The organism is Paraburkholderia silviterrae, from assembly GCF_004353915.1.
Lineage (GTDB): Bacteria > Pseudomonadota > Gammaproteobacteria > Burkholderiales > Burkholderiaceae > Paraburkholderia > Paraburkholderia silviterrae.
In genome coordinates, this window is the sequence record NZ_SMRP01000003.1 from 190,877 (window position 1) to 213,646 (window position 22,770).

The following is a 22,770-nucleotide window of genomic DNA, read 5'->3' on the forward strand; positions in this document are numbered from 1 at the left end:
AGTCGCAGCACAGTTGGAACGCAAGGTGCGCCGGGCCGCAGGCCACGGCGCACCTCTCGCGAAAGAGATGCGGCGCCGCGCCCCGAGCCGCCGCGTAACAGAGAAGGGTGGTCCTCATGCGTCATCTCCATCTTCCCATGCCTATATTCAATCGAGCGCGAGCGCCCCAGCCGCAGCACGTGGAGACACGCCGTTCGGCGTCGCGCTGGCTGGTCTCGCCGTCCGTCGCGGTCTTGTTGTTGTGGATGACGATTCCGCTCGCGATGACGATCTGGTATTCGTTCACGCGCTATAACCTGCTCAACCCCGATCTCAAGGGTTTCGCCGGCCTCGACAACTACAAGTTCCTCGTCACCGACCCGTCGTTCTGGCCGTCGATCTTCCACACGGTCGAACTGATCGTGGCGGTGCTCGTGATCACCGTGGTCGGCGGCGTGCTGATGGCGGTGCTGTTCGACCGCAAGTTCGTCGGGCAGGGCGTCGCGCGCCTCTTTGCCATCGCGCCGTTCTTCGTGATGCCCACGGTTTCCGCGCTGATCTGGAAGAACATGATCCTGCATCCGGTGTACGGGCTCGTGGCCATCGCGATGCGCGCGATGGGCATGACGCCCATCGACTGGTTCGCCGTTTATCCGCTCACCGCAGTCATCATGATCGTGGCATGGCAGTGGTTGCCGTTTGCGTTCCTTATTCTGTTCACGGCGATCCAGTCGCTCGACCAGGAGCAAAAGGAGGCAGCCAAGATCGACGGCGCGGGCGCGATCGCCATGTTCTTCTACATTACCCTGCCGCACCTGCGCCGCGCGATCGCCGTGGTGGTGATGATGGAGAGCATCTTCCTGCTCTCGATCTTCGCGGAGATCTATACGACCACGAGCGGCGGTCCCGGCAACGCAACCACCAACCTCACTTACCTGATCTACTCGATGGGCCTGCAGCAGTTCGACGTGGGCATCGCGTCCGCGGGCGGCATTCTCGCCGTCGTGCTCGCGAACATCGTGTCGTTCTTCCTTGTGCGCATGCTCGCGCGCAACCTCAAAGGGGAGTACGAAAAATGAGCCAAGTTACCGCTTCGCCCGTACGCGCACCCGAGTCGCCGCACGCCGTCAACCGTTCTTCGCCGCTCCAGTTCATCGGGCGGGTGCTGCCGGGACTGCTTGCATGGATCATCGCGCTCGCGCTGTTCTTCCCGATCTTCTGGATGACGATCACGGCGTTCAAGACCGAGCAGCAGGCGTATATCCCGTCGCTGTTCTTTATCCCGACGCTCGACAGCTTCCGCGAGGTCTTCGCACGCAGCAACTACTTCGCGTTCGCATGGAATTCGGTGCTGATCTCGGCGGGCGTGACGATCGTCTGCCTGATCCTGGCCGTGCCCGCCGCCTATGCGATGGCGTTCTTCCCGAACCGGCGCACGCAGGGGGTTCTGCTGTGGATGCTGTCCACCAAGATGATGCCTTCGGTGGGCGTGCTCGTGCCGATCTATCTGCTGTGGAAGAACTCCGGGCTGCTCGACACCGTGAGCGGACTCGTGATCGTCTACACGCTCATTAATTTGCCGATTGCAGTGTGGATGGCCTACACGTATTTCAACGAGATCCCCAAAGACATTCTGGAAGCCGGCCGCATGGACGGCGCGGCCACCTGGCAGGAGATCGTCTATCTGCTCATGCCGATGTCGGTGCCGGGGCTCGCGTCAACCGCGCTCCTGCTGATCATCCTTTCGTGGAACGAAGCATTCTGGAGCATCAATCTGTCGAGCTCGAGTGCGGCGCCGCTTACGGTGTTCATCGCCTCGTACTCGAGCCCCGAGGGGCTGTTCTGGGCCAAGCTCTCGGCGGCCTCGCTGCTGGCGGTGGCGCCCGTGCTGATCGTCGGCTGGCTCTCGCAGAAGCAGCTCGTGCGCGGTCTCACGTTCGGCGCGGTCAAATAAAGCGGCTGCAAACAAGCCACACGAGGACGAAGCACATGACCATTCAGGCCCTGATCTGCGACTGCGACGGCGTGCTGATCGACAGCGAAGCCGTGGCCGCGCGCGTGCTGGTGCGCGAGCTCGAAGCGCGCTGGCCAGGCGCTGCCGTCGCGCCAGTGCTGATGCCGCTGCTCGGGCAGCGCATCGAGCGCGTGCTCGGCGGCGCGAGCGAGGCGCTCGGCCGGCAGTTGACGCTCGCGGACGTCGATGCGATTCGCGCCGTGGCCGAAACCGAGGCGGCGCAAGCGCCGCTCTTTGCGGGCGTGAGCGCGGCACTGGAGGCCGTCGCGCTCACCAAGGCCTGCGCGAGCAACAGCTATGCGGCGGTGGTGCGCCGCGTGCTGGAGCGCAACGGCCTCGCGCGCTTCTTTGGCGAGCGCATCTATTGCGCCGATATGGTGGCAAAGCCGAAGCCCGCGCCGGACGTCTATCTCGCGGCGGCGCAGGGTTTAGGCGTGGCGCCCGAAGCGTGCCTCGTGGTGGAAGACAGCGTGGCGGGCGTGAGCGCTGCACGCGCGGCGGGCATGACGGTGCTGGGCTTCGTGGGCGGCGCGCACGTCGGTGGCGAAGCGCATGCGCTCGAATTGCGCGACGTGGGCGCGCAGGAGATTTTCGACGACATGCGTGCGCTGCCTGCGCTCGCGGCGCACTGGATGCAGAAGGCGGAGGCGCGCGCACATTGAGCGCGGCTTCGCGGTAATACGAATCGTGATCGAATTGTGATCGTATTTTGATCGAGTCGCGGTGACAGGGCGCGAGCCCTGGGACACCGCAACGAATGGAGACACACATCATGGCAAGCGTGATCCTGAGAGACGTACTCAAGCGCTACGACGAAACCGAAGTCCTGCGCGACGTGAACCTCGATATTGCAGACGGCGAGTTTGTCGTGTTCGTGGGCCCGAGCGGTTGCGGCAAGACCACGCTCATGCGCATGATCGCGGGACTCGAAGACATCAGCGGCGGCGACCTGATGATCGACGGCGCGCGCATGAACGACGTGCCGCCGGCCAAGCGCGGCATTGCGATGGTGTTCCAGTCGTACGCGCTTTATCCGCACATGACGCTCTACGACAACATGGCGTTTGGACTGAAGCTCGCGGGCACGAAGAAGGCCGAGATCGACGCGGCGGTGAAGAACGCTGCGAAGATCCTTCACATCGACCATCTGCTGGAGCGCAAACCGAAGCAGCTTTCCGGCGGCCAGCGCCAGCGCGTGGCGATCGGGCGCGCGATCACGCGCAAGCCCAAGGTATTCCTGTTCGACGAGCCGCTCTCGAACCTCGACGCGGCGCTGCGCGTGAAGATGCGCCTCGAGTTCGCGCGCCTGCACGACGAGCTGAAGACGACGATGATCTACGTGACGCACGACCAGGTCGAGGCCATGACGCTCGCGGACAAGATCGTCGTGCTTTCGGCGGGCAATGTGGAGCAGGTCGGGAGTCCGAACCGTCTCTATCATGCGCCCGCGAACCGGTTCGTGGCGGGCTTCATCGGCTCGCCGAAGATGAACTTTCTCGACGGCGTCGTGCAACAGGTCGCGAGCGACGGCATTGTCGTGCGCTATGAAACGGGCGAGACGCAGAAGGTCGCGGTGGAGCCGCGTGGGGCGCGCGAGGGCGATAAGGTCACGGTGGGCGTCCGCCCCGAGCACATGCATGTGAACTCGGGGGAGTACGGCGTGAGCGTGAAAGCGAATACGGTGGAGTCGCTCGGCGATGCGGCCTATCTCTACGCGGAGTCGCCCGTGGCGCCCGATGGCTTGATTGCGCGCATTCCGCCGCTGGAGCGGCACGAACGCGGCGCGACCATGAAGCTCGGCGCGACGCCCGATCATTGCCATCTGTTCGATGCCGATGGAATCGCGTTTGAGCGCCGGTTTGCACAGCAGATGGCGGCTTGAGACACAGGCGCCGCCTCGCAGGACGAGGTGGCGCAGCAACGGTTGTCGCAGAGGGGGCCTGCTGGTTGAGGCCTTACATGCCCGCTTTCGAGCGGGTTTTTTTTTTACCACTGTGTCAACCGCCAATAGGCAGCATTGATGCGGTCGTAGAGCGAGAGCGGGAAAACCACAAAGTCGTCGTCCCCACCGCCATTCGAAAACAGAAGGTGGTTGCCCGCCCAGGTTATCTCCGGCGAAGGCGTATGGAATGTCCTTCGAAGGATCAATTTTCCAGAGGTATCGTAGACACGGCCAACATACTTCGGGTTATCGCCGTGGTCCCAATCAAGCGTGCACTCCTCGGCAACATGGAGGCCATCGGGGGATAGGCGACGGACACAGTCATAGGCTTTCGAGTCGGAATGATGCGTAAAGTAGAAGTAGGCCGATGCGATTGCGATTAATGCTATGACGACCTTTCTCATAGCTTGACCCGTATTGGCTCACGTAGTCGAACACATTTGCGGTTGGAGAATATGATGAAATCACCGCCCCTCTGGTGCTTCATCGCCCACTGCCGGAAATCCTTGTTGTGGACCGGGTAATAGACATTGCCTTTCCCCCTCATGTTGCCGCGTGCGACTGGATAGGGTAGATACAAGGTCGGGACATTGAGCTGGCCCACAAGGCCATTATACGGAACGACGATCACACCTTTGCGGCTCCAGTGGCCGAGATACTGTGAAACGTCACCGGGCTTGTCGGTGAAGTCGTAGCTATCTTTCACATACACATAGACACTCGAAACCACAGCCTCGCTTCCGGAAACTCCGATCCGCACATCTGCCGGAGCGACATAGAAATTAAAGGAACCAAGTGCACCTGTCAGATCATCTGGAACACCGTTATTGCGGAATTGTGAGTCCATGAATTCGCCAATCTTTTGCGAGAGCGAGCTTCCGACGCCGGCGAACTGGAGGTGAAAATGACGATGCAGCATCGACATGCTATTCCTGCACAATGCCCACGAATCGAACTGTGTGGCTGAGTTCTTGAATGGCAGGAGACGCTCCCGGAGCCGGTCCAACGCCGCTGGCCTATAGATGCGGCTCTTCAGGAGGTCGAGATATATCACTTCCGCACGCTTATACCTCAGCACCCAGTCCATCTTGATCGAGGTGGTGTCGTACATGCTCGGGGGATAAGGTTCGCCTCTTTGATTTTTCTCGGCCTTGAGATCTGCATCGGTCGGTGCGTAGTTCAGCACACCGGCAAACCATCGCTCCATAAGCTTTGCTGCAATGGGCATTTGCTCAAGCCTCATTGCGTCCGGTATTTCCTGAATGTCGAAGGGTGGGACTTTGATGACATCTTGTTTTGCGCGCGCCGTTTTGTCCTTCGGTGGTGGAGGCAGCGGCGGTGGCGGCTTGTCAAAGGAGATGCCTGGCAAATTCAGCGGCTTGCATCCCTGACGATAGTTCCATCGAGGTGCAAAGAAATCCGTTTTGTAGTACGGCAATTCATCATCGATGAGATACATGAACGGTCCTTACGTGGGATTGAGTATCCACGATGCTATAAGGACCGTAGGCGCGGGCATCTCATAATTGGCGCGCCGTAGTTAACTACCTTGCCAAAATAGTGCACCCCAACCGGCTTTTTTCGGCAGGTTTCGATACGATATTTAAGGATCGCGTTATCGTCTTGTGCTTTCTCGTCGCAGAGATTGGCAGTTGCCTATGAATGCCGTGAGCGCGCAGTTCAGACACGGTGAAAGATGATTCGGGCAATCGTGCTCGTGCAGACACCGCAGCATCATCATTACGACTACGGTGGCGACTTCTATGATGGTTACGTGTACAAGCTAACGGGTTCTGCGTCTCGAGGCGCTGTCTTTGTGGGGTTGCAGAGCGATGCCAGTGCGCCGTTCATTGGCCAGTGCGAATGTGGCTTCCGCGACGGGACAACGCAGCACGCGCGATATCCCAACGCCGCTGCAATACGCAAGGCACTTGCGCGGACCTGGCCGGCCAAATAGCGGCGTTGCGTCATCGGATCTTGAGTGCGAGCTGCAAGTCAGGCACCGCGGGAGCCAAACTTATCGCCCACTCAGCCCTCATCCCCCAACGCCGCCCGAGCGCACTCCTCATCGGTCACGAGCCCTGAAAGCCAGCCGCCCTTGAGCGCCGCGATCACCGCCTCGCGCTTGCGCACACCGCCCGCGAAGCCGATGGTGGGCCGCTTGGGCGGCGAATCCAGATACAGGCTCGTCACGCGCCGCCCCGTGGGCGAATCCACGCGCTTGCCGCTCGCATCGATCGGCAGACCAAGCATTTCCGCAATTGCGCCGAGGCCCATCAGCTCGTGCACTTCATCCGTGGTGAGGAAGCCGTCCTCATGCAGCGGGCAATGCTCGCCGATATTGCCGATACCGACGAACGCCACATCCGCTTCGGCAGAGAGCGATTCGACAATGCGATAAAGCCGGTGATTGCACCATTGCGCGCGCTCGGCCTCGGTGTCGGCGATGAGCGGCGCGGGCAGCAGAAAATGCTTGCCGCCGGTTTTCTCGGAGATATGCAGGGCCACGTCGTAGCGGTTCGACGAGCCGTCCTGCGCGATCGCGCCGACCATCGAGACGAGCCGGTGCTGCGGCCGCTCGAGCTGCGCGATCTGATCGACAGCAGCCTTCAAGGTGCGCCCGCTGCTCACCGCCACGACCATCGGCCGCTCTTCAGTCAGATAGCGCTCCATTACCTGCGCGCCGGCGACCGCGAGCTTGCGGTCGATGGCCTCCTGCGTATCGCCGTCCACGGGAACCACTTCGCACACCGACAAGCCGTAGCGTTTCGAGAGCCGGTCCGCGAGGGCGAGACAGTCGGCCAGTCGATGATCGACGCGCACGCGAATCAGGTTCTTCTCGACGGCGAACGCGACGAGGCGCTGGGCGACCGGGCGCGACACCTGGAGCTTTTCGGCGATCTCGTTCTGGGTGTTGCCGGCCACGTAGTAGAGCCAGGCGGCGCGGGTGGCGAGATCGAGTTTTTCGGTGGACTTGGGCACGGTGTTCGTCGGGACGGGCTGCGGTGCGAATGCGTGAGCGGGATGGCTTGGGAGCTTACGTTTGCCTTGTTCGAGCGAGTGTACTGGAAACCTTCTGCCGTGCTTATGCGAGCCTCTCGCGCGCGGGATCGAACAGCGGCCGCACGTGCCGGTAGAGCGAGCGATAGGCTTCGAGCCGCTCGCGCAGCGCGGCGTGGCGCGCGGCATCGGGCGTGTATTCGGCGGCAACGGGCGCCTTCGTCAGCACCTCGTCGAACGCGCCGCCTGCCGCGAGCCAGCCGAGGCGCGCTGCGCCGAGCGCCGCGCCCGTCTCGCCGCCGCCGTGCTGGCGCGTGGGCGTGTCGAATGCATCGGCCGCGAGCTGTGCCCAATACGCGCTGCGCGCGCCGCCGCCGAGCATCGAGAGCGGGCCAACTTCGGTGCCCGCCGCGCGCAGGGCGTCGAGACCGTCGGTGAGCGCGAGCGTCACGCCTTCGAGCACGGCGTAGCCGAGCAGCGCGCGGTCGGTCGCGTGCGTCATGCCGAAGAACACGCCCTGTGCATAGGGGTCGTTGTGCGGCGTGCGCTCGCCGGAAAGGTAGGGCAAAAAGAGCGGCGCTTGCGCGAGCGTTTGCGGCGCGAGGCGCTCGACTTCGGCGAGCAGCGTGGGCTCGTCGGTGCCGGTGAGCTTGCAGACCCAGCGCAGGCAGCTGGCCGCCGAGAGCACGACGCTCATCTGATGCCAGCGCTCGGGAATCGCATGGCAGAACGCGTGCACGGCCGAGGCCGGATTCGGCCGGAAGCGGTCGCCGATCACGCACAGCACGCCCGAGGTGCCGAGCGAGACGAAGCCGTCGCCGGGCTGCACGGCGCCGATGCCGATGGCGCTCGTGGCGTTGTCGCCGCCGCCCGCCGCCACCACCACGTCCTCGCGCAGGCCGAACTCGCGCGCGACTGCGGGCAGCAGCGTGCCGGAAGGCGCGCTGCCTTCGGCGAGCGAGGGCATCTGCGCGCGCGTCATGTTGCAGGCGTCGAGAAGCGCATCGGACCAGTCGCGTTTGGCGACGTCGAGCCACAGCGTGCCCGCGGCGTCCGAAGGATCGGAGACCTTGCCGCCCGTGAGCTTCAGGCGCAGCCAGTCCTTGGGCAGCAGCACGCAGGCGGTCTTGCGAAACAGCGCGGGCTCGTGGCGCGCGACCCACAGCAGCTTGGGGGCGGTAAAGCCCGGCATAGCCAGGTTGCCGGCCACGCGATGCAGTTGCGGCGCGCGCGCGGTGAGCTCGGCGCATTCGTCGACGGCGCGCATGTCGTTCCAGAGGATCGCGGGGCGCAGCACGGTGTCGTGCTCATCGAGCAGCACGGCGCCGTGCATCTGCCCCGAGAGGCCGATGCCGCGCACCAGGGCGAATTCATGCGGATGCTTCTCGCGCAGCGCGGCGAGCGCGCGGCGCGTGCCGTCCCACCAGTCGGCGGGATCCTGCTCGGCCCAGCGTGGCTGAGGGCGCGAGACCGTGAACGGCGAGCCCGCGGTGCCGATCGCGCGGCCGTCGGGTGCGAGCAGCAGGACTTTTACTTCGGAGGTGCCGAGGTCGATGCCGAGATACATGGGCGCGCGCGAAAGTCGTTAGGGTTGAGGCGCTACTTTAGCCGCGCACGCCAGGCAGCGCCATGGGCGCCGACCCAGGGGCGCGGCGCACGCAGGACAGCGTCGCGCGCGTATGAGTTCGAAGCGGGGGAACACACAGCGAGAAGGCCGTGGCTCACGTGCTCAGACGCTGCATCCGCGCTTCGCGAGCCACGCATCTACGCGCGCGAGCGCGTCGCGCAGGGCGCTTGTGAGGGGTGCGCTGCCCGCCAGGCTGCCCCAGAGCAGCTTGTCGGCGCAGAACACCGCGAGCGGATCGGGGGCTTCGAACATGCCGCGCACGGCGGCCTCGTCCATTACGCCGTCCTGGTACTGGAACGGCAGCGTGCCTTGGCTCCAGCGTTGCAGGAAGCGCAGGAACAGCGCGGGCAGGACGGCCGTGGCGGCAGGCGCGGCGCCGGCCGCGATGCGCTGCGCGATGGTCGGCGCGATGAAGCCGGGGATCTTCGAAAAGCCGTCGGCGGCCACGCGCTGATTCGTATCCTGGATGTACGGATTGCTGAAGCGCTCGAGCACGACGTCGCGGTATTTCGCGAGATCGAGCGGGCTGGGCGTGAGGCAGGGGATCACGTCCTCGCTCACGTACTCGCGCGCGAAGGTGCGGATGTCCGCATCGTTCGTGCCCTCGTGGATGTAGTCGAGCCCGACCAGCGTGCCCGCCCACGCAATGCAGCTATGCGTCGCGTTGAGGATGCGGATCTTGGCCTCTTCGTAAGGCATGACCGATTCGACCATCTCCGCGCCCGCGCGCTCCCATGCGGGACGCCCCGCGCAGAAGTGATCCTCGATCACCCATTGGATGAAGGCCTCGCCCATCACGGGGCAGGCGTCGTCCACGCCGGTTGCGGCTTTCACGCGCTCGCGCACGTCGGGCGTGGGGCGTGGCGTGATGCGGTCGACCATCGAGTCGGGGCAGGCGGTGCGGGCATCGAACCAGTCGCGCAATGCCGTCGCGCCGCGCAGCGCGAGGAATTCGCGCATGCCCGCGTGAAAGCGCTTGCCGTTGCTGCGCAGGTTGTCGCAGGTCTGGAGCGTGACTGGATCGCCGCCGCGCGCCATGCGCGCTTCGAGAATCGCCGCGAGTGCGCCGTAGATCGTGGTGCGCGCACCGTTGAGGTCGGCGGCGATATCGGGATTCGCGGTGTCGAGGCGGTCGTGCTCGTCGAGGTAATAGCCACCCTCGGTTACCGTGAACGCGATGATCTTGCAGGCGGGGTCTGCGCCAGCTTCGATCAGCGCCGCGAGGTCTGCGGACCACGGCAGCACGCGCGTGATCGAGCGGATCGTCTCGTAGGCGCGCTCGCCCTGCGGCGTGACCGTTTCGAGTGTGTAGGCGCCATGCTGCGCGGCGAGCGCGTCCATGACCGCGTTCATGTCCGGGCGGATGTTGCCGACCGTGAGCGACCATGCCGGCTCATCCGGCTTGCGCGCGAGATTCACGCGGTGCAGATACCACGCCTGATGCGCCCGGTGAAACGACCCGGCGCCGATGTGCAGGATCACGTTCGCGTTGCTGCGTTCGCTGTCCATGTCTGTCTCCTGACTCCTGGTAGGGCGGCCATGCGCGCTTGGTGTGCGCGTCTGTGCGCTGCTCGATGAATTCGGCCGATCTGGGTATAGAGCAATTGCTCGATTGATGAACGAATGATCGTATTCGGCGGCACGAAAGTCAAGACAGCTTCGGCAGGTTTTTGGTGACGCGCCGCGATGGCTTCGCCATGCGTGGGCGCGCCCGACGGACACACGGCGGCGATGCCGTGGCGCACCAATGAGGGTGTAGCGGCGTACAGGAGGAGAGACGGGGCAACGCCTTCGGGTGGCGCGTGCGGCTCGGCTGCGAGAGCAGGCTCGCGCGCCGGCTGCAATGCCGGCGGCGCGAGAACCTCAGCCTTGCGTGCTCGCCACCGTCGAGAGGGCGGCGACGGCCTGCGCGGTCGCATCGGCCGCGCAGCAATCGACGACGATGCGCTCGGGCATCGCGCGCAGCCAGGTGAGCTGGCGCTTGCAGAGCTGGCGCGTGGCGAACACGCCCTTGTCGCGCATGGTGGCGTAGTCGATGGCGCCGTCGAGGTATTCCCAAGCCTGGCGATAGCCGACGCAGCGCATCGACGGCAGGTTCGGATCGAGGTCGCCGCGCGCGCGCAGCGCTTTCACTTCGTCGAGGAAACCGGCGGTGAGCATGGCGTCGAAGCGCTGCTCGATGCGTTGGTGCAGCACGCCGCGATCCGACGGCTCGAGCGCGATGGGCACGAAACGGTAGCGCGCCGCTTCATCTTCCGTGGAATTCTGGCGGGGCGCGGCGAGCAGCGCCGACATCGGCTGACCGGAGAGCATGAAGACTTCGAGCGCGCGCTGGATGCGCTGCGAGTCGTTTGGAGCCAGGCGCGCGGCCGTGGGCGGATCGACTTGCGCCAGACGGGCATGGAGCGCGGGCCAGCCGTCGCGCCCGGCTTCGGCGTCGAGCTGTGCGCGCACGGCGGGGTCCGCGCCCGGCAGGTCGTTGAGCCCCTGGGTGAGCGCCTTGTAGTAGAGCATCGTGCCGCCCACGAGCAAGGGCACGTTGCCACGCGCGAGGATCTCGCCGGTCACGCGCAGGGCGTCGGCGCGAAAGTTCGCGGCGGAATAGGCCTCGGCGGGGTCGACGATGTCGATCAGATGATGCGCGGCCGCCGCGCGCTCCGCGGCGCTGGGCTTGGCCGTGCCGATATCCATGCCGCGATAGACGAGCGCCGAATCGACACTGACGATCTCGACCGCGCGCCCGTGCGGCGCAGCGGCCTGTTCGGCCGCATAGGCGAGCGCGGCCGCCGTCTTGCCCGAGGCCGTGGGCCCGAGCAGGCACGCGATGGGCAATGCCTGGTTGTCTGGCTTCATGAGTGCTTCACTGGCCGCGCATGAAGAGCCGGTCGAGGTCGGCGAGCGTGAGCTGATACCACGTGGGCCGGCCGTGATTGCACTGGTCGGCGCGCTCGGTCGCTTCCATCTGGCGCAGCAGCGCGTTCATCTCGTCGAGCGTTAGGCGCCGGTTCGCGCGCACCGCGTGGTGGCAGGCGAGCGTGCCGAGCATCTCGTGCTGGCGCTCGGTCAGCACGCGCGAGCCGCCGTAGGCGTGCAGGTCGGCGAGCACGGCGCGCGCGAGCGCCTGGAGATCGGCGTCCTTGAGCAGCGCAGGCACCGCGCGAATCGCAATCGACGTGGGCGAGAGCACCGCGAGATCGAAGCCGAGCGCTTCGAGCGTGGCCTTTTCTTCCTCGACGGTGCCGGTTTCCACGGGATCGGCCGTCATCGAGACAGGGATCAGGAGCGGCTGGACCGCGAGCGAGCGCTCGGCGAGCGCCTCTTTGAACTGCTCGTAGAGGATCCGTTCGTGCGCGGCGTGCATGTCGACGATCACGAGGCCGCGCGCATTCTGCGCGAGCACGTAGATGCCGTGCACCTGGCCGAGCGCGAAGCCGAGCGGATGGTCGTCGCGGGCGTCGAAGGCGGGCTGGGGGGCCTGAGCGTCAAAGGACGCGCCTTCGCGTGCGAGCGCGTCTTCGGCTTGCGGCACGGTCGCGCCAAGTGCCGTGCCGGCGCCTACGTCCTTGCGGCCGAACAGGGCGTCATAGAGCGCAAGCGGCTGTGCGACGGGCAGGCTGCCTTGCGTCATGCGCGACTGGCGCAGCCAGGTGTTGCCGCTGCCACCGCCACCCGAGCTACCCAATCCTCCCGAACCGCTCGATCCGAACCCCGGCGCACGGCCTCCCGCGCCACCGGAGAAGGCGCTTCCCGCGCCGCCGAAGCTGCTTGCGACGCTGGCGGTGCCAAATTTGCCCGGCGCATCGAAGCCGGCGGGCGACGTGCCGGCGGCGCTGGTGGAACCCGCGATGCCCGAAGCCAGCCCAGCCGAGCCGCCCAGCACGCCGGCGCCCGGCGCGGGCCGCGGCTCGATCAGCGCGGCGTGGCCGCCCGAGGTGGTTTCGGGCGAGGCCCCCGCATGGCGGGCGAGCGCGCGCTGCACGGCATGGAACACGAACTGGTGGATCGAGCGCGAGTCGCGAAATCGCACCTCGATCTTCGACGGATGCACGTTCACGTCGACGGCCTCGGGCGGCAGGTCGAGAAACAGCACGTACGACGGATAGCGGTCGCCATGCAGCACGTCTTCGTAGGCGGCGCGCACGGCGTGCGTGAGCAGCTTGTCGCGCACGAAGCGGCCGTTCACGAAGAAGTACTGCTGGTCGGCGCGGTTGCGGCTCGCGGTGGGCAGGCCCGCGCAGCCGTAGACGGCGAGCGGCCCGGCGCGCTCGTCGAGCGGCAGGTGCGCGGTGGCGAAAGTCTCGCCGAGGATCTTCGAGACGCGCGTGGCCGGATCGCTCGCGTTCCAGTGCTCGACGGCGCGGCCGTTGTGCAGGACCGAGATCGCCACGTCGGGCCGCGCGAGCGCGCTGCGGCGGATCATTTCGAGGCAATGGCCGAGCTCGGTCTGCTCGCTCTTCAGGAATTTGCGGCGCGCGGGCGTGTTGAAGTACAGCTCGCGCACTTCGATGGTGGTGCCCTGGCCGCCCGCGGCGGGCGAGAGCGCGCCCGTATGCGCGTCGATCTTCACGGCGTGCGCGGCGTTGCCGGGGCGGCTCGTGATCGACATCTCGGCGACCGAGGCGATCGAGGCCAGCGCCTCGCCACGAAACCCCAGGGTGGCGACGCTTTCGAGTTCGGCGAGGGAGCGGATCTTGCTGGTTGCGTGGCGCTTGAGCGCGAGCGGCAACTCGGCTTCGGGGATGCCGCAGCCGTCGTCGGCGATCGAGATGCGCTTCACGCCGCCTTCGTCGAGCAGGATGCGCAGCGTGCTCGCGCCCGCGTCGAGCGCGTTTTCGAGCAGCTCCTTCACGACCGAGGCAGGGCGCTCGACCACTTCGCCCGCGGCGATCTGGCTGATCAGCTGGTCGGGCAGCGCCAGGATCGCGCGCGCGGGCTGCGCGGCGCGCGAGGCATGCGCAGGGTCCGCGGCTGCGGCGGCTGCCGGGGTTGCCGGGGTTGCCGTGGTTGCGTTAGCGGCTGCGCTGTCGGCAGAGTCGGGCGTGCGCTCGGGTGTTGCACCGGCGCCGGCGAGGTCGGAATTCGAAGACATGCGCGCAATTATAGCGAGTCGGCGCGCGGCGCCCTGGCGCGCGCTTGCGTCCCCGGTTTTGCCGACGTTCGTGGCGCTTTCGGTGCGCATTCGGCGGACTTTTGCCGATTTTCGAGGGAATTTTTCGTGACGACGGGCACTTTCGGTATCATGGCGCGGTCAATTTTGCTTCTCGCGCAACACCGGCCCGCGCGTCCCATACGGGCATGTCCCGTGCGGGCATGTCCCAGACGGGCGCGCGTGCCACGACCAATAAGGGATACTTTTGGATACGCTTCTGCAGTTTGCCAATCTTGTCTTGCACATCGACAAGTTTCTCGGAGTCTTCATCCAGCAGTACGGAGCCTGGGTTTATGCGGTCCTGTTCCTGATCGTGTTCTGCGAAACCGGGCTCGTGGTGTTGCCGTTCCTGCCCGGCGATTCGCTGCTGTTCATCGGCGGTGCGTTCGCGGCCTCGCACGAGATGAGCCTCGGCGCGCTGCTAGTCCTGCTGATCGTCGCGGCCGTCACGGGCAATACCGTCAACTATCTGATTGGCCGCGCCATCGGCCCGAAGGTGTTCAATACGCGCATCCCCGTGCTCGAACGCTTCCTCGACCGCGCGGCACTGCAAAAGACGCACGACTTCTACGAACGCCACGGCGGCAAGACCATCGTGCTCGCGCGCTTCATTCCGGTCGTGCGCACCTTCGCGCCGTTCGTCGCGGGCGTCTCGCAGATGAGCATGCAGCGCTTCCAGCTCTTCAACATCGCGGGCGCGCTCTTCTGGGTGTTGCTGCTCGTTTTGCTCGGCTTTTTCTTCGGCAACATCCCGTTCATTCGCCAGTACCTCAACGTCATCGTGCTCGTGGGCATTGGCGCCGCGATCGTGCCGGTTCTCATCGGCGGGCTCTGGAAGATGACGCGCAAGAACACGAACGGCGGCACCGTGCGCGGGCCGAACGGCAACCGCAACTGAACAAGCTGAGCGCCGCTGAAGGCGGCGCAGTGCGACCGGGGCATGTGCGTGCGAGCGGTTCGCACGTGACGGTGGTCTCGCCGGCGCGAAATAAAAAACGGCATCGCCCGCAAGGACGATGCCGTTTGACTTTGTGTGGCGCGCTCAGCCCACGCGGCGAATGATGGAAGGCGTTTCCGGCGTCGGGTAGCCCGCATCCCTGAAGGTCTCGACGATCGCGCGGTTGGTGTCGAAGTACACCTGCCAGTAGTGATCGTTGCTCGTATAAGGCCGCACGCACAGGAGCGGCCCTTCGGGCGTGAACGACAGCACCTCGACGTCGGGCGCGGGATCCTGCGCGACGTTCGGGATTTTCGCGACCACGGCGCGCAGCCGGTTGGCCGCATCGACGGGGTCGACGCCGTTGGCGATCTTCGCGGTCAGCTCGACGCGGCGCACGGGCGTCGCGCTGAAGTTCGAGATGGTGTCCGAAAAGATCTTGTTGTTGCCGACGATGTTCACGACGTTGTCCGGCGAGACGATGGTCGTGCCGAAGATGCCGAGCTCCTTCACGGTGCCCGTCACGCCGCCCGCCGTCACGAAGTCGCCCACCTTGAACGGCCGCAGCACCTGCATGAAGACGCCCGCCGCGAAGTGCGCGAGCAGGCCGCCCCAGGCCGTGCCGATGGCGAGGCCGAGGCCCGCGAGCAGCGCCGCGAACGAGGTGGTCTGCACGCCGAACACCTGGAGAATGGCGAGCACCAGCAGCAGGTTCAGGACACCGGAGAGGATGGAGCCCAGGTAATGCGCGAGTGTGGGATCGACGCGCTGGTTGCGCGAGAGCATCTTGCGCAGCAAGCCGGCGATGAGATTGATGACCCAGCGCCCGACGATCCACAGGACGATCGCCGCCACAACCTTGGTCCCGAAGTCGATGCCTCGGGTCATGATGAATGAGCGAACAGTTTCGAGATCCAAGATGCCCTCGCTTGATACGGTGATTGAGCCGGATAAGACGCGCGAACTGCAAGGAACGGCGGGTGATGCAACTACGCGGGACGACTGTGCAACCGGGGGCAAAGCTGGCGGGCTCGAGACGGGCTGTTGTGGATTCTGGCGCACCGTCGCGTGCTCGCTGGTGCATTTATAGGCCAAGCGGCGAGAGCGTGCAACGAACGTGCCCGCTCGCCTGCGGGTTGACTCCACGCAGCGTGTGCGCAAAGCAGGCCCGCTCCCTGCGCACTTCATGCTCAATGCATGAACGATCGGCGGTATCGTTGCGCGTGCGGCATTGCCACGGTCAAAACATCATCAAGACACTATCGAGGAGGGCTCAATGATCCTGTCGAACAATACCGATCTGCATCTCATCAACGTGAATCTCGAGGAGCTGCGTCCGACGCAGATCACCGTCGGGTTTCGCGAGGTCAACGCCAAGCGCGACCACTGGAAGACACTCGACAAGAAAGGGCGCGCCGCGGCCATCGACAACCACTGGTTCCCGGCCGTGCTTGGCCCAAAGCAGCGCTACTACGTGGTCGATCATCACCATCTCGGGCTCGCGTGGCTCCACGAAGGCGTGCCGAGCGCGCGGGTCACGGTCATCAAGGACCTCTCGTGGCTCGATCCCACGATCTTCTGGCGCATGATGGAGCACAACCAGTGGGTGCATCCGTTCGATGCTCAAGGGCAACGCTGCGATTATGCGTCGCTGCCCAAGCAGCTCTCGGGTCTTGCCGACGACCCGTATCGCAGCCTCGCGGGCGAGCTGCGCGTGGCGGGCGGCTATGCAAAGGACACGACGCCCTTCAGCGAATTTCTCTGGGCCGACTATCTGCGCCAGAAGGTGAGTTCCGCGAGCGTGCAGAAGGACTTCGACAAGGCGCTTACCAATGCGCTCGCGCATGCGCACGACGCCGATGCGCGCTATTTGCCTGGCTGGTCCGGGGTCGTGCCGCCCGCGGGCGGCACGACCGCTGCTGCCCCTGCACCCGCCGCACCCGGCAAGGGCAAAAAGAAAGCGTGAGCGGCGGCTGAGTGCGCCGCGGCGCGCTTACATCGGCAGCGTCGACTTGGTGTACGGCGACGTCTTGATCTCGAGCGCGTTGGGTGGCGTTCCACGGTGTGCGCTGCGCCGGCATCCGAAGCGCGCGAGGGCGACTGCCAGCACGGCCGCGAGCAGGTAGGCGGTGGTGCGCGCGAAGAACGTATCGGCCGGCTTGTGGTTGCGCCAGGGGCCGCCTGCATCGGCGAACACGAGGAAAGTGAGCGCGGCGTCGAACACGAACGCAAGCGCGATCACGCCGATGAACACGCGCGTGCCGCGCACGCGCAGATCGGGGCGCATCGCGCGGACGAATCCGCACGTCAGTTGCACGGCGGCGAGGAGAGCGAGATTGGAAAGCAGGCAGCAGACGAAGGTGTACATGAGACGTATCGGACAACGCACAAAAAAGGCGGCCGAGGCACTGCGCACAAGCGGCGCAGCGCGTGCCGGGCAAACGGCCCGCGCCATGCTGTTTGCGCGCTAATCGCGGATAGTTCGTGAATCGGCCGCGAATCGGCCGCGAATCGGTCGCCAACGCGGCGCGATCATGGCACGACGATGCTTCTCGAAAAATGGGCCTCGCGCGAGTTGCGGCGCGCCTGGCGGCGCTCATCTGCGCGAGCGCGCCGTGTGGCGCGGTTCAGGCGGGTTTGTGAAGCATTGTCAGGCAGTGGCGCGAGGGTTGTATCGACGCAACTGGGCGCGGAAGTTGGGGCGCAACGGCAAGGCAATGGTGCGTGCCGCGTACGCTTTCGTCGCGCCCGATGCGCGCCCGATGCGCGCCCGATGCGCGCCCAGCAGGCGCTCAGTACGCGTCGGCCACCACTGTCTCAGGCGGCGTGCCGCTTGCGAGGTAATGGCTGAGCCACTGGCATGCGGGGCCCGTTGCGGCGTCCGTGCGGTGGATCAGCGAGATGTTGAAGTTCACCACGCCGCGGTCGGCGAGCGTGATGCGCACGAGGCGTCCGGCTTCGAGATCGGCCTCGACGAGATGACGCGGCATCGACCCCCAGCCGAGTCCCGCGAGCAGCAGGCGGTGCTTCGCGCCCAGGTCGCCCAGCTTCCATGCGCGGTTGCTGTACACGCCAAAGGTCTGGCCGACGGTGAGCCGGCTGCGGTCGGTCAGCACGAGCTGGGTGTGCTCGCGCGCGTCGGAAATGCGCACGGGCTGGGCGGCCTGTGCGAGCGGATGATTCGGCGCCGCCACCAGCACGAGCTCGACGCTGCCGATCGCGCGCGCCTCGATCACGTGCGGCCAGTTCTGGTTCGGCCCACTGATGCCGATGGCGCAGTCGCCGTCGAGCACGAGCTTGAGCACGCCGCCAAGTGCCTCCATGGTGAGGTTCAGGGCCACGGTCGGAAAAGCCAGCGCGAACGCCTGCAGCGCCTCTACGAGCCGCTGGGAGGGAAACATCACGTCCACGGCCACCGAGACCTCGCCTTCGAGCCCGCGCTGCAGGCCGGCCGCCTTGGCGTTAAGCTGACCCATCAGCAGATCGAGACGGCGCGCATCGGCGAGAATCGCCCGCCCCGCGGCCGTGAGCTCGGGCTTGCGCTTGCCGCGCTCGAAGAGGGCGACGCCGAGCAGCGCCTCCAGATTGGCGATCGTGTAGCTCACCACGGACTGCGCGCGATCGAGCTGGCGCGCCGCCGCCGAGAAGCTGCCGGTTTCCGCCACGGCAATCAACGCACGCAGCTGTTCGAGACTCGGCGAGCGGTCCATGATCGACCTATCGAAAAAATGGATGGTAATGATCCATTTTAGACGATTGTTTGAATAGCTGACGTCGGGTTAAAGTGCGCGTTCCCTGTTGAGGATGTCCATGTCGATGAATCGTTCCGTCAAGCCCACCGGCCGCTACAGCGGCGTCGCCATGCTGCTGCACTGGCTGATCGCCGCGCTGATCGTCTGGGGCTTCGCGCTCGGCTGGATCATGACCGACATCCCCGGCATCACGCCCACCAAGCTGCGCTACTTCTCGTGGCACAAGTGGATCGGCGTAACGGTGCTTGCACTCGTGCTGGTGCGCATCCTGTGGCGCGCAACGCACGCCTCGCCTGCGCTGCCGGGCTCCATGGCCGGCTGGGAGCGCGCCGCCGCGCACGCGGGCCATTTCGCGCTGTACCTGCTGATGGTCGCGATTCCCGTGACCGGCTATTTCTATAGCTCCGCGGCGGGCATCCAGGTCGTGTACCTCGGCATCTGGCCGTTGCCCACGATCATCGGCCCCGACAAGGTGCTCAAGGGTGTGCTGCGGCTCGTCCACATCGCGCTCAACTACACGCTGCTCGCAGTGGTCGTGCTGCACGTGCTTGCGGTCGTGAAGCACCAGTTGCTCGATCGCCAGAACATTCTTTCGCGGATGCTGCCGTTCGGCACGCCGCGCGACTGAGCCCGGCGTGCATCGGCGTGCACCTGGTGCGGTGTGCGCCCCGTTTCGTCGTCCTTTTACCGCTCACAGCGAACCGACTGCCCATGATCCAACGTCTTGCCTCCAAAGTTTCCGTTGTCGCGCTCGGCGCGGCGCTTGCCACCGGCGCGGCGTTCACCGCCTCCTTCGCCATGAACGCGGACGCCGCGGCCGAAGCCGCGAAAAGCTCCGTCTCGGCCGTGTTCAAGCAGATGAACGTGCCGGTGGAAGGGCGCTTCAGCCACTTTAACGCCGACGTGCATTTCGACCCGGCCAATGCCGCGGGATCGAGCGCAAAGCTCGACGTCGACGTGGCGAGCTTCGACCTGGGCTCGCCCGACTACAACAAGGAAGTCGCTGGCGACGAATGGTTCGACGCCGGGCACTTCCCGCACGCCACTTTCGTCTCCACGCAGATCAAGGCGGGCGCGAACGGCGCTTATTCGGTCGCGGGCAAGCTCACGATCAAGGGCAAGACGACCGACGTCGTCGTGCCGGTGCAATACCACAAGGACGGCGCGAACCAGGTGTTCGACGGCGCGCTGCCCATCAAGCGCCTCGCCTACGGCATCGGCTCGGGCGAGTGGAAGGACACGTCCATCGTCGCCGACGACGTGCAGATCAAGTTTCACATCGTGACCGCCGCGCATTGACGCGAGCGGGTCGATCGCTTCATCCGGCGTTTTATTCGCCACTTTATTCGCCGCATTATTTTTGCCGTTTTACTCGCATCAGGACTTACGCTCTCATGAAGATCACTTTCTTTGCCGCAGCCGCCCTGGCAGCCGCCATCGCCACGCCCGCGTTCGCCGCGCCCACGACCTACAACCTCGATCCGTCGCACACCTTCCCGAGCTTCGAAGCCGACCACTTCGGCGGCGTCTCGGTCTGGCGCGGCAAATTCACGAAGAGCTCGGGCACCGTCGTGCTCGACCGCGCGGCCAAGACCGGCACGGTCGACGTGACCATCGACGCCGCGTCGATCGACACCGGCAACCCGACGCTCGACAAGCACGTGAGCTCGGCGGAATTGCTCGACGCGGCCAAGTACCCGACCGCCGTCTACAAGGGCACGTCGATCAAGTATGACGGCGACAAGCCGGTCGAAGTGATCGGCACGTTCACGCTGCACGGCGTCACGAAGCCGCTGAACCTGAAGATCGATTCGTTCAAGTGCTTCCAGAACCCGATGCTCAAGCGTGAAGTGTGCGGCGCCGACGCGACCGCCCAATTCGACCGTTCCGACTTCGGCATGGACTACGGCAAGGCCTATGGCTTCAAGATGGCCACGACGCTGCAGATTCAGGTGGAAGGCATCAAGGCTGACTGAGTGCGTGAGCGGACGCTGCGCTTAAAGGCAGCGTCCAACACAGCTCATCGGAGCCCGTGCGCGTGTTGCGCACGGGCTTTTTTGCATCGGCATCGAATGCGTGCGGCGCGCGCGATGGCCAACCCGCGGGCCACGCAGGCCGCGGGCAACGCAAGCCGCGGGCAACGCAAGCCGCGGCAAAAATTGAGTAGAACCAGGCGAGTTGCGAGCGGCACACGAGCGCCACGGCCGGCGCTCGCGTAGTTGAACTTACTGGATGGCCGAGCCTTCGTTGGCCACGCGCGGCGTCAGCGCGACATCGACGACTTGCGTGTGCCAGATGCTGCAGGTTGCCTTCACGGGCACCCAGGCGTACTTGCCGCGCACTTTGGCAAAGCCGCGCAGATGGATGAGCGTGTCGATGGGCGAGGGTTGCGCGGCGGCGCCCGGCGCAGCGGCACCCGACGCAGCGGCGTCCGGCGCAGCGGCGTCCGGCACAACGGCGCCCGACGACGAGACGCGCGTGATGGCGCCTTCAGGAACGGGCGTTTCGATATGTGCAGTGAGCGCGCGCCGATCCGGCACGAGCAGCGAATCGTAGCGCTGGCCTTGATGGACCCACTCGTCGAGCGCGGCGACGCAGTTCACGACGACGTCGGGCACGCGAATGCGGCGCAGATATTCGTAGCTTTCGGGCGGGGCTTGCATTTGCGCCTGTGCGCGCAGACTGATCCAGAACAGCGCGAGCACGGCGCAGGCGAGAGTCGAGAACCTCATGATGACGTGGCCTGTGCGGCGGAAGAGGGGGCAGCGGGGACGCGGAGTATACACGCTGATGCGCGGGGGACGCAGCGAGGACTGCCAGGGCGAGGGCAGGTGCTACAAAGCAAAAAGCCCAGTCGCGAGGACTGGGCTTTCTGACTGATTCTTTGGTAGGCCGTACGGGATTCGAACCTGTGACCAACGGATTAAAAGTCCGCTGCTCTACCAGCTGAGCTAACGACCCAAAAGAGAAGCGAGATTATAGCGATGCGCTAAGCGGGTGTCAACCTGCGCGGCCCGATTGCCGAAACCCGAATCGTGCGTACACGGGGTACGCACGATCATGTCCGAGCCGGGCAGCGCTTATTTGAGCTGTGACAGCTTGCTCTGCGCCGTTTGCGCCACATCCGAGCTGCCGTACTGCGAAACGATCTGCTCGAGCGTGCGTTTGGCCGCAGCCTTTTGCCCCTGCTCGATCTGATTGTTCGCAATCGCCAGCAGCGCCTCAGGGGCGCGCGGATGCTGCGGATAGTTCTTGACCACGCTCTGCCACGTCGCGGTCGACCCCTTGTAGTCCTTCATCGCGTAGAGCGCGTTGCCGAGCCAGTATTGCGCGGTCGGCTGGTACGGGCTCTGCGGATACTTCGAGATGAAGCTGCGGAAGGCCGAAGCGGCCTTGTTGAAGTCGCCGCTGCGAAACAGTTGTGAAGCGGCGTTGAACGACTCCGTCTCACCCGGCTGAACCGTGCCCTGCACGCCATCCACGGTTTGCTGCTGCGGCTCGAACTTCTTGAGACGCGTGTCCAGGTCCGTGTAGTAGTCCTTCTGCTGCTTCTGCAGGGTCGCCAGCTGATTCGCCATGTCCTCGTTCTGTCCACGTAGCGTCGCGACCTGCTGGTTGAGCTGGTCGAGGCGGTTGGACTGATCGAGGATCGTGCGCTGGGCGGCGGACAGCTGGCTAGACAGATTGTCCGTTTTCGCGCGCAGGTCGAGAATCGCCTGGCGCGCCTGATCGTCATCGAAGAGACCCGCGTGAGCCGGCAGCGCCGTGAAGGCGACACCGGCTACGCAGGCGGCTGCGGCAAGGCGCAGCGGGGAGAAACGGTGCGACATACGCCCCTTCATCCAATACTCAATTACTGTTGATACACGAGGTCAGCACGGCGGTTCTGCGACCACGAAGCTTCGTCGTGGCCCAGCGCAACCGGCTTTTCCTTGCCGAGGCTGACAGCTTCCATCTGCGAATCGCCCACGCCGTCGAGTGCCAGGACGCGGCGGACGGCTTCAGCACGCTTTTGGCCCAGTGCCAGGTTGTACTCGCTCGAGCCGCGCTCGTCGGTGTTGCCCTGGATCAGGACGTGACGCTGCGGATGCGTCTTCAGGTACTGCGCATGAGCTTGCAGCAGCGACTGATAGTCGTCCTTGACCGAGTAGCTGTCGAAGTCGAAGTACACGCTGCGCTTGGCGAGCGGGCTGTTCGGGTTGTCCAGATCGTCGACGTTCACCTGGGCAACGGCGTTCGGGTTCGGCTGGGTGCTCATCGCGCCGGTGTTTTCGTTTTCGCCGGTCTTGACGCCCGACTTACACGCGGCCAGCGCGCCGATCATCATGACGGCCAAGGCCAGGCGGACTTTATTCGACATCATTATTGCT

General features: G+C 65.2%; 21 protein-coding genes, 1 tRNA gene and 1 pseudogene. 9 read left to right on the forward strand and 14 right to left on the reverse strand.

Annotated features, from left to right (window positions below):
* Positions 1–137: 137 nt before the first annotated feature.
* The 4 genes from EYW47_RS08290 (at position 138) to EYW47_RS08305 (ending at position 3,875) form a co-directional block, all read left to right on the forward strand.
* Positions 138–1,058 (forward strand): carbohydrate ABC transporter permease, encoded by a 921-nt coding sequence (locus EYW47_RS08290; RefSeq protein WP_377784822.1) that lies wholly within the window; start codon positions 138–140, stop codon positions 1,056–1,058.
* Complete coding sequence (locus tag EYW47_RS08295; protein WP_133194391.1) at positions 1,055–1,933, forward strand: carbohydrate ABC transporter permease; 879 nt, start codon at positions 1,055–1,057, stop codon at positions 1,931–1,933. Before EYW47_RS08290 ends, EYW47_RS08295 begins: the two co-directional genes overlap by 4 nt.
* Positions 1,934–1,968: 35 nt before the next feature.
* Positions 1,969–2,655, forward strand: coding sequence for an HAD family hydrolase (locus EYW47_RS08300; RefSeq protein ID WP_133194392.1), 687 nt, complete (start codon positions 1,969–1,971; stop codon positions 2,653–2,655).
* A gap of 110 nt (positions 2,656–2,765) precedes the next feature.
* Positions 2,766–3,875 carry an ABC transporter ATP-binding protein gene (locus EYW47_RS08305; RefSeq protein ID WP_133194393.1) on the forward strand — a complete coding sequence of 370 codons (1,110 nt, stop codon included), beginning with the start codon at positions 2,766–2,768 and terminating at the stop codon, positions 3,873–3,875.
* A 104-nt stretch (positions 3,876–3,979) separates the two neighbouring features.
* Here EYW47_RS08305 and EYW47_RS08310 read toward each other — a convergent pair whose 3' ends face one another.
* The 7 genes from EYW47_RS08310 to mutL form a co-directional block, all read right to left on the reverse strand.
* Positions 3,980–4,339: a hypothetical protein gene (locus EYW47_RS08310; protein ID WP_133194394.1), complete on the reverse strand. Its 360-nt coding sequence runs from the start codon at positions 4,337–4,339 to the stop codon at positions 3,980–3,982.
* Complete coding sequence (locus tag EYW47_RS08315; RefSeq protein WP_133194395.1) at positions 4,336–5,394, reverse strand: DUF6402 family protein; 1,059 nt, start codon at positions 5,392–5,394, stop codon at positions 4,336–4,338. Before EYW47_RS08315 ends, EYW47_RS08310 begins: the two co-directional genes overlap by 4 nt.
* A 569-nt stretch (positions 5,395–5,963) precedes the next feature.
* The gene (locus tag EYW47_RS08320; RefSeq protein ID WP_133194396.1) at positions 5,964–6,917 is read right to left on the reverse strand and encodes a sugar-binding transcriptional regulator; all 954 of its coding nucleotides are present in this window, start codon (positions 6,915–6,917) and stop codon (positions 5,964–5,966) included.
* A 103-nt stretch (positions 6,918–7,020) separates the two neighbouring features.
* Positions 7,021–8,502 carry a xylulokinase gene (gene xylB, locus EYW47_RS08325; RefSeq protein WP_133194397.1) on the reverse strand — a complete coding sequence of 494 codons (1,482 nt, stop codon included), beginning with the start codon at positions 8,500–8,502 and terminating at the stop codon, positions 7,021–7,023.
* Positions 8,503–8,664: 162 nt separating this feature from the next.
* Entirely contained in the window at positions 8,665–10,071 is a 1,407-nt protein-coding gene (dalD, locus tag EYW47_RS08330) for a D-arabinitol 4-dehydrogenase (RefSeq protein ID WP_133194398.1), read from the reverse strand.
* Between the two features lie 354 nt (positions 10,072–10,425).
* Complete coding sequence (gene miaA, locus EYW47_RS08335; RefSeq protein ID WP_133194399.1) at positions 10,426–11,415, reverse strand: tRNA (adenosine(37)-N6)-dimethylallyltransferase MiaA; 990 nt, start codon at positions 11,413–11,415, stop codon at positions 10,426–10,428.
* A gap of 7 nt (positions 11,416–11,422) precedes the next feature.
* The gene (gene mutL, locus EYW47_RS08340) at positions 11,423–13,651 is read right to left on the reverse strand and encodes a DNA mismatch repair endonuclease MutL (RefSeq protein ID WP_133194400.1); all 2,229 of its coding nucleotides are present in this window, start codon (positions 13,649–13,651) and stop codon (positions 11,423–11,425) included.
* Between the two features lie 265 nt (positions 13,652–13,916).
* On the opposite strand from mutL, the gene EYW47_RS08345 reads away from it, so the two are divergent.
* Entirely contained in the window at positions 13,917–14,609 is a 693-nt protein-coding gene (locus EYW47_RS08345) for a VTT domain-containing protein (protein WP_133194401.1), read from the forward strand.
* Positions 14,610–14,753: 144 nt separating this feature from the next.
* On the opposite strand, the gene EYW47_RS08350 is transcribed toward EYW47_RS08345, so the two are convergent.
* Complete coding sequence (locus tag EYW47_RS08350; RefSeq protein ID WP_133194402.1) at positions 14,754–15,566, reverse strand: mechanosensitive ion channel family protein; 813 nt, start codon at positions 15,564–15,566, stop codon at positions 14,754–14,756.
* Between the two features lie 358 nt (positions 15,567–15,924).
* On the opposite strand from EYW47_RS08350, the pseudogene EYW47_RS08355 reads away from it, so the two are divergent.
* Positions 15,925–16,542, forward strand: a pseudogene (locus EYW47_RS08355) (ParB-like protein); the annotation flags it as partial.
* A 99-nt stretch (positions 16,543–16,641) separates the two neighbouring features.
* Here EYW47_RS08355 and EYW47_RS08360 read toward each other — a convergent pair.
* A complete protein-coding gene (locus tag EYW47_RS08360) occupies positions 16,642–17,016 on the reverse strand; it encodes a hypothetical protein (RefSeq protein WP_133194404.1) in 375 nt (124 codons plus the stop codon).
* A gap of 424 nt (positions 17,017–17,440) precedes the next feature.
* Entirely contained in the window at positions 17,441–18,358 is a 918-nt protein-coding gene (locus tag EYW47_RS08365; protein WP_133194405.1) for a LysR family transcriptional regulator, read from the reverse strand.
* Positions 18,359–18,464: 106 nt separating this feature from the next.
* Between EYW47_RS08365 and EYW47_RS08370 the strand changes: the two genes are divergently transcribed.
* The 3 genes from EYW47_RS08370 to EYW47_RS08380 all read left to right on the forward strand — a co-directional run bounded on the left by EYW47_RS08370 (position 18,465) and on the right by EYW47_RS08380 (position 20,376).
* Positions 18,465–19,028, forward strand: a complete 564-nt coding sequence (locus EYW47_RS08370) for a cytochrome b (protein WP_240763606.1) — start codon at positions 18,465–18,467, stop codon at positions 19,026–19,028.
* Between the two features lie 83 nt (positions 19,029–19,111).
* Positions 19,112–19,699 (forward strand): YceI family protein, encoded by a 588-nt coding sequence (locus EYW47_RS08375; RefSeq protein WP_133194407.1) that lies wholly within the window; start codon positions 19,112–19,114, stop codon positions 19,697–19,699.
* 95 nt (positions 19,700–19,794) lie between these two features.
* Positions 19,795–20,376: a YceI family protein gene (locus EYW47_RS08380; RefSeq protein ID WP_133194408.1), complete on the forward strand. Its 582-nt coding sequence runs from the start codon at positions 19,795–19,797 to the stop codon at positions 20,374–20,376.
* 249 nt (positions 20,377–20,625) lie between these two features.
* Here EYW47_RS08380 and EYW47_RS08385 read toward each other — a convergent pair whose 3' ends face one another.
* From EYW47_RS08385 to pal, 4 genes are all read right to left on the reverse strand, one after another.
* Positions 20,626–21,132 (reverse strand): BspC domain-containing protein, encoded by a 507-nt coding sequence (locus EYW47_RS08385; RefSeq protein WP_133194409.1) that lies wholly within the window; start codon positions 21,130–21,132, stop codon positions 20,626–20,628.
* A gap of 153 nt (positions 21,133–21,285) precedes the next feature.
* A tRNA-Lys gene (locus tag EYW47_RS08390) sits at positions 21,286–21,361 on the reverse strand.
* 119 nt (positions 21,362–21,480) lie between these two features.
* Positions 21,481–22,230: a tol-pal system protein YbgF gene (gene ybgF / locus EYW47_RS08395; RefSeq protein WP_133194410.1), complete on the reverse strand. Its 750-nt coding sequence runs from the start codon at positions 22,228–22,230 to the stop codon at positions 21,481–21,483.
* Between the two features lie 23 nt (positions 22,231–22,253).
* Positions 22,254–22,763, reverse strand: coding sequence for a peptidoglycan-associated lipoprotein Pal (gene pal, locus EYW47_RS08400; RefSeq protein ID WP_133194411.1), 510 nt, complete (start codon positions 22,761–22,763; stop codon positions 22,254–22,256).
* Between the last annotated feature and the right edge of the window lie 7 nt (positions 22,764–22,770).

Excerpts from the sequence above, each read along its gene's own strand:
- EYW47_RS08290 (WP_377784822.1), top strand. The coding sequence starts at position 138 with ATGCCTATATTCAATCGAGCGCGAGCGCCCCAGCCGCAGCACGTGGAG.
- EYW47_RS08295 (WP_133194391.1), top strand. The coding sequence starts at position 1,055 with ATGAGCCAAGTTACCGCTTCGCCCGTACGCGCACCCGAGTCGCCGCAC.
- EYW47_RS08300 (WP_133194392.1), top strand. The coding sequence starts at position 1,969 with ATGACCATTCAGGCCCTGATCTGCGACTGCGACGGCGTGCTGATCGAC.
- EYW47_RS08305 (WP_133194393.1), top strand. The coding sequence starts at position 2,766 with ATGGCAAGCGTGATCCTGAGAGACGTACTCAAGCGCTACGACGAAACC.
- EYW47_RS08310 (WP_133194394.1), bottom strand. The coding sequence starts at position 4,339 with ATGAGAAAGGTCGTCATAGCATTAATCGCAATCGCATCGGCCTACTTC.
- EYW47_RS08315 (WP_133194395.1), bottom strand. The coding sequence starts at position 5,394 with ATGTATCTCATCGATGATGAATTGCCGTACTACAAAACGGATTTCTTT.
- xylB (WP_133194397.1), bottom strand. The coding sequence starts at position 8,502 with ATGTATCTCGGCATCGACCTCGGCACCTCCGAAGTAAAAGTCCTGCTG.
- dalD (WP_133194398.1), bottom strand. The coding sequence starts at position 10,071 with ATGGACAGCGAACGCAGCAACGCGAACGTGATCCTGCACATCGGCGCC.
- miaA (WP_133194399.1), bottom strand. The coding sequence starts at position 11,415 with ATGAAGCCAGACAACCAGGCATTGCCCATCGCGTGCCTGCTCGGGCCC.
- mutL (WP_133194400.1), bottom strand. The coding sequence starts at position 13,651 with ATGTCTTCGAATTCCGACCTCGCCGGCGCCGGTGCAACACCCGAGCGC.
- EYW47_RS08360 (WP_133194404.1), bottom strand. The coding sequence starts at position 17,016 with ATGTACACCTTCGTCTGCTGCCTGCTTTCCAATCTCGCTCTCCTCGCC.
- EYW47_RS08365 (WP_133194405.1), bottom strand. The coding sequence starts at position 18,358 with ATGGACCGCTCGCCGAGTCTCGAACAGCTGCGTGCGTTGATTGCCGTG.
- EYW47_RS08370 (WP_240763606.1), top strand. The coding sequence starts at position 18,465 with ATGAATCGTTCCGTCAAGCCCACCGGCCGCTACAGCGGCGTCGCCATG.
- EYW47_RS08375 (WP_133194407.1), top strand. The coding sequence starts at position 19,112 with ATGATCCAACGTCTTGCCTCCAAAGTTTCCGTTGTCGCGCTCGGCGCG.
- EYW47_RS08380 (WP_133194408.1), top strand. The coding sequence starts at position 19,795 with ATGAAGATCACTTTCTTTGCCGCAGCCGCCCTGGCAGCCGCCATCGCC.
- EYW47_RS08385 (WP_133194409.1), bottom strand. The coding sequence starts at position 21,132 with ATGAGGTTCTCGACTCTCGCCTGCGCCGTGCTCGCGCTGTTCTGGATC.
- ybgF (WP_133194410.1), bottom strand. The coding sequence starts at position 22,230 with ATGTCGCACCGTTTCTCCCCGCTGCGCCTTGCCGCAGCCGCCTGCGTA.
- pal (WP_133194411.1), bottom strand. The coding sequence starts at position 22,763 with ATGATGTCGAATAAAGTCCGCCTGGCCTTGGCCGTCATGATGATCGGC.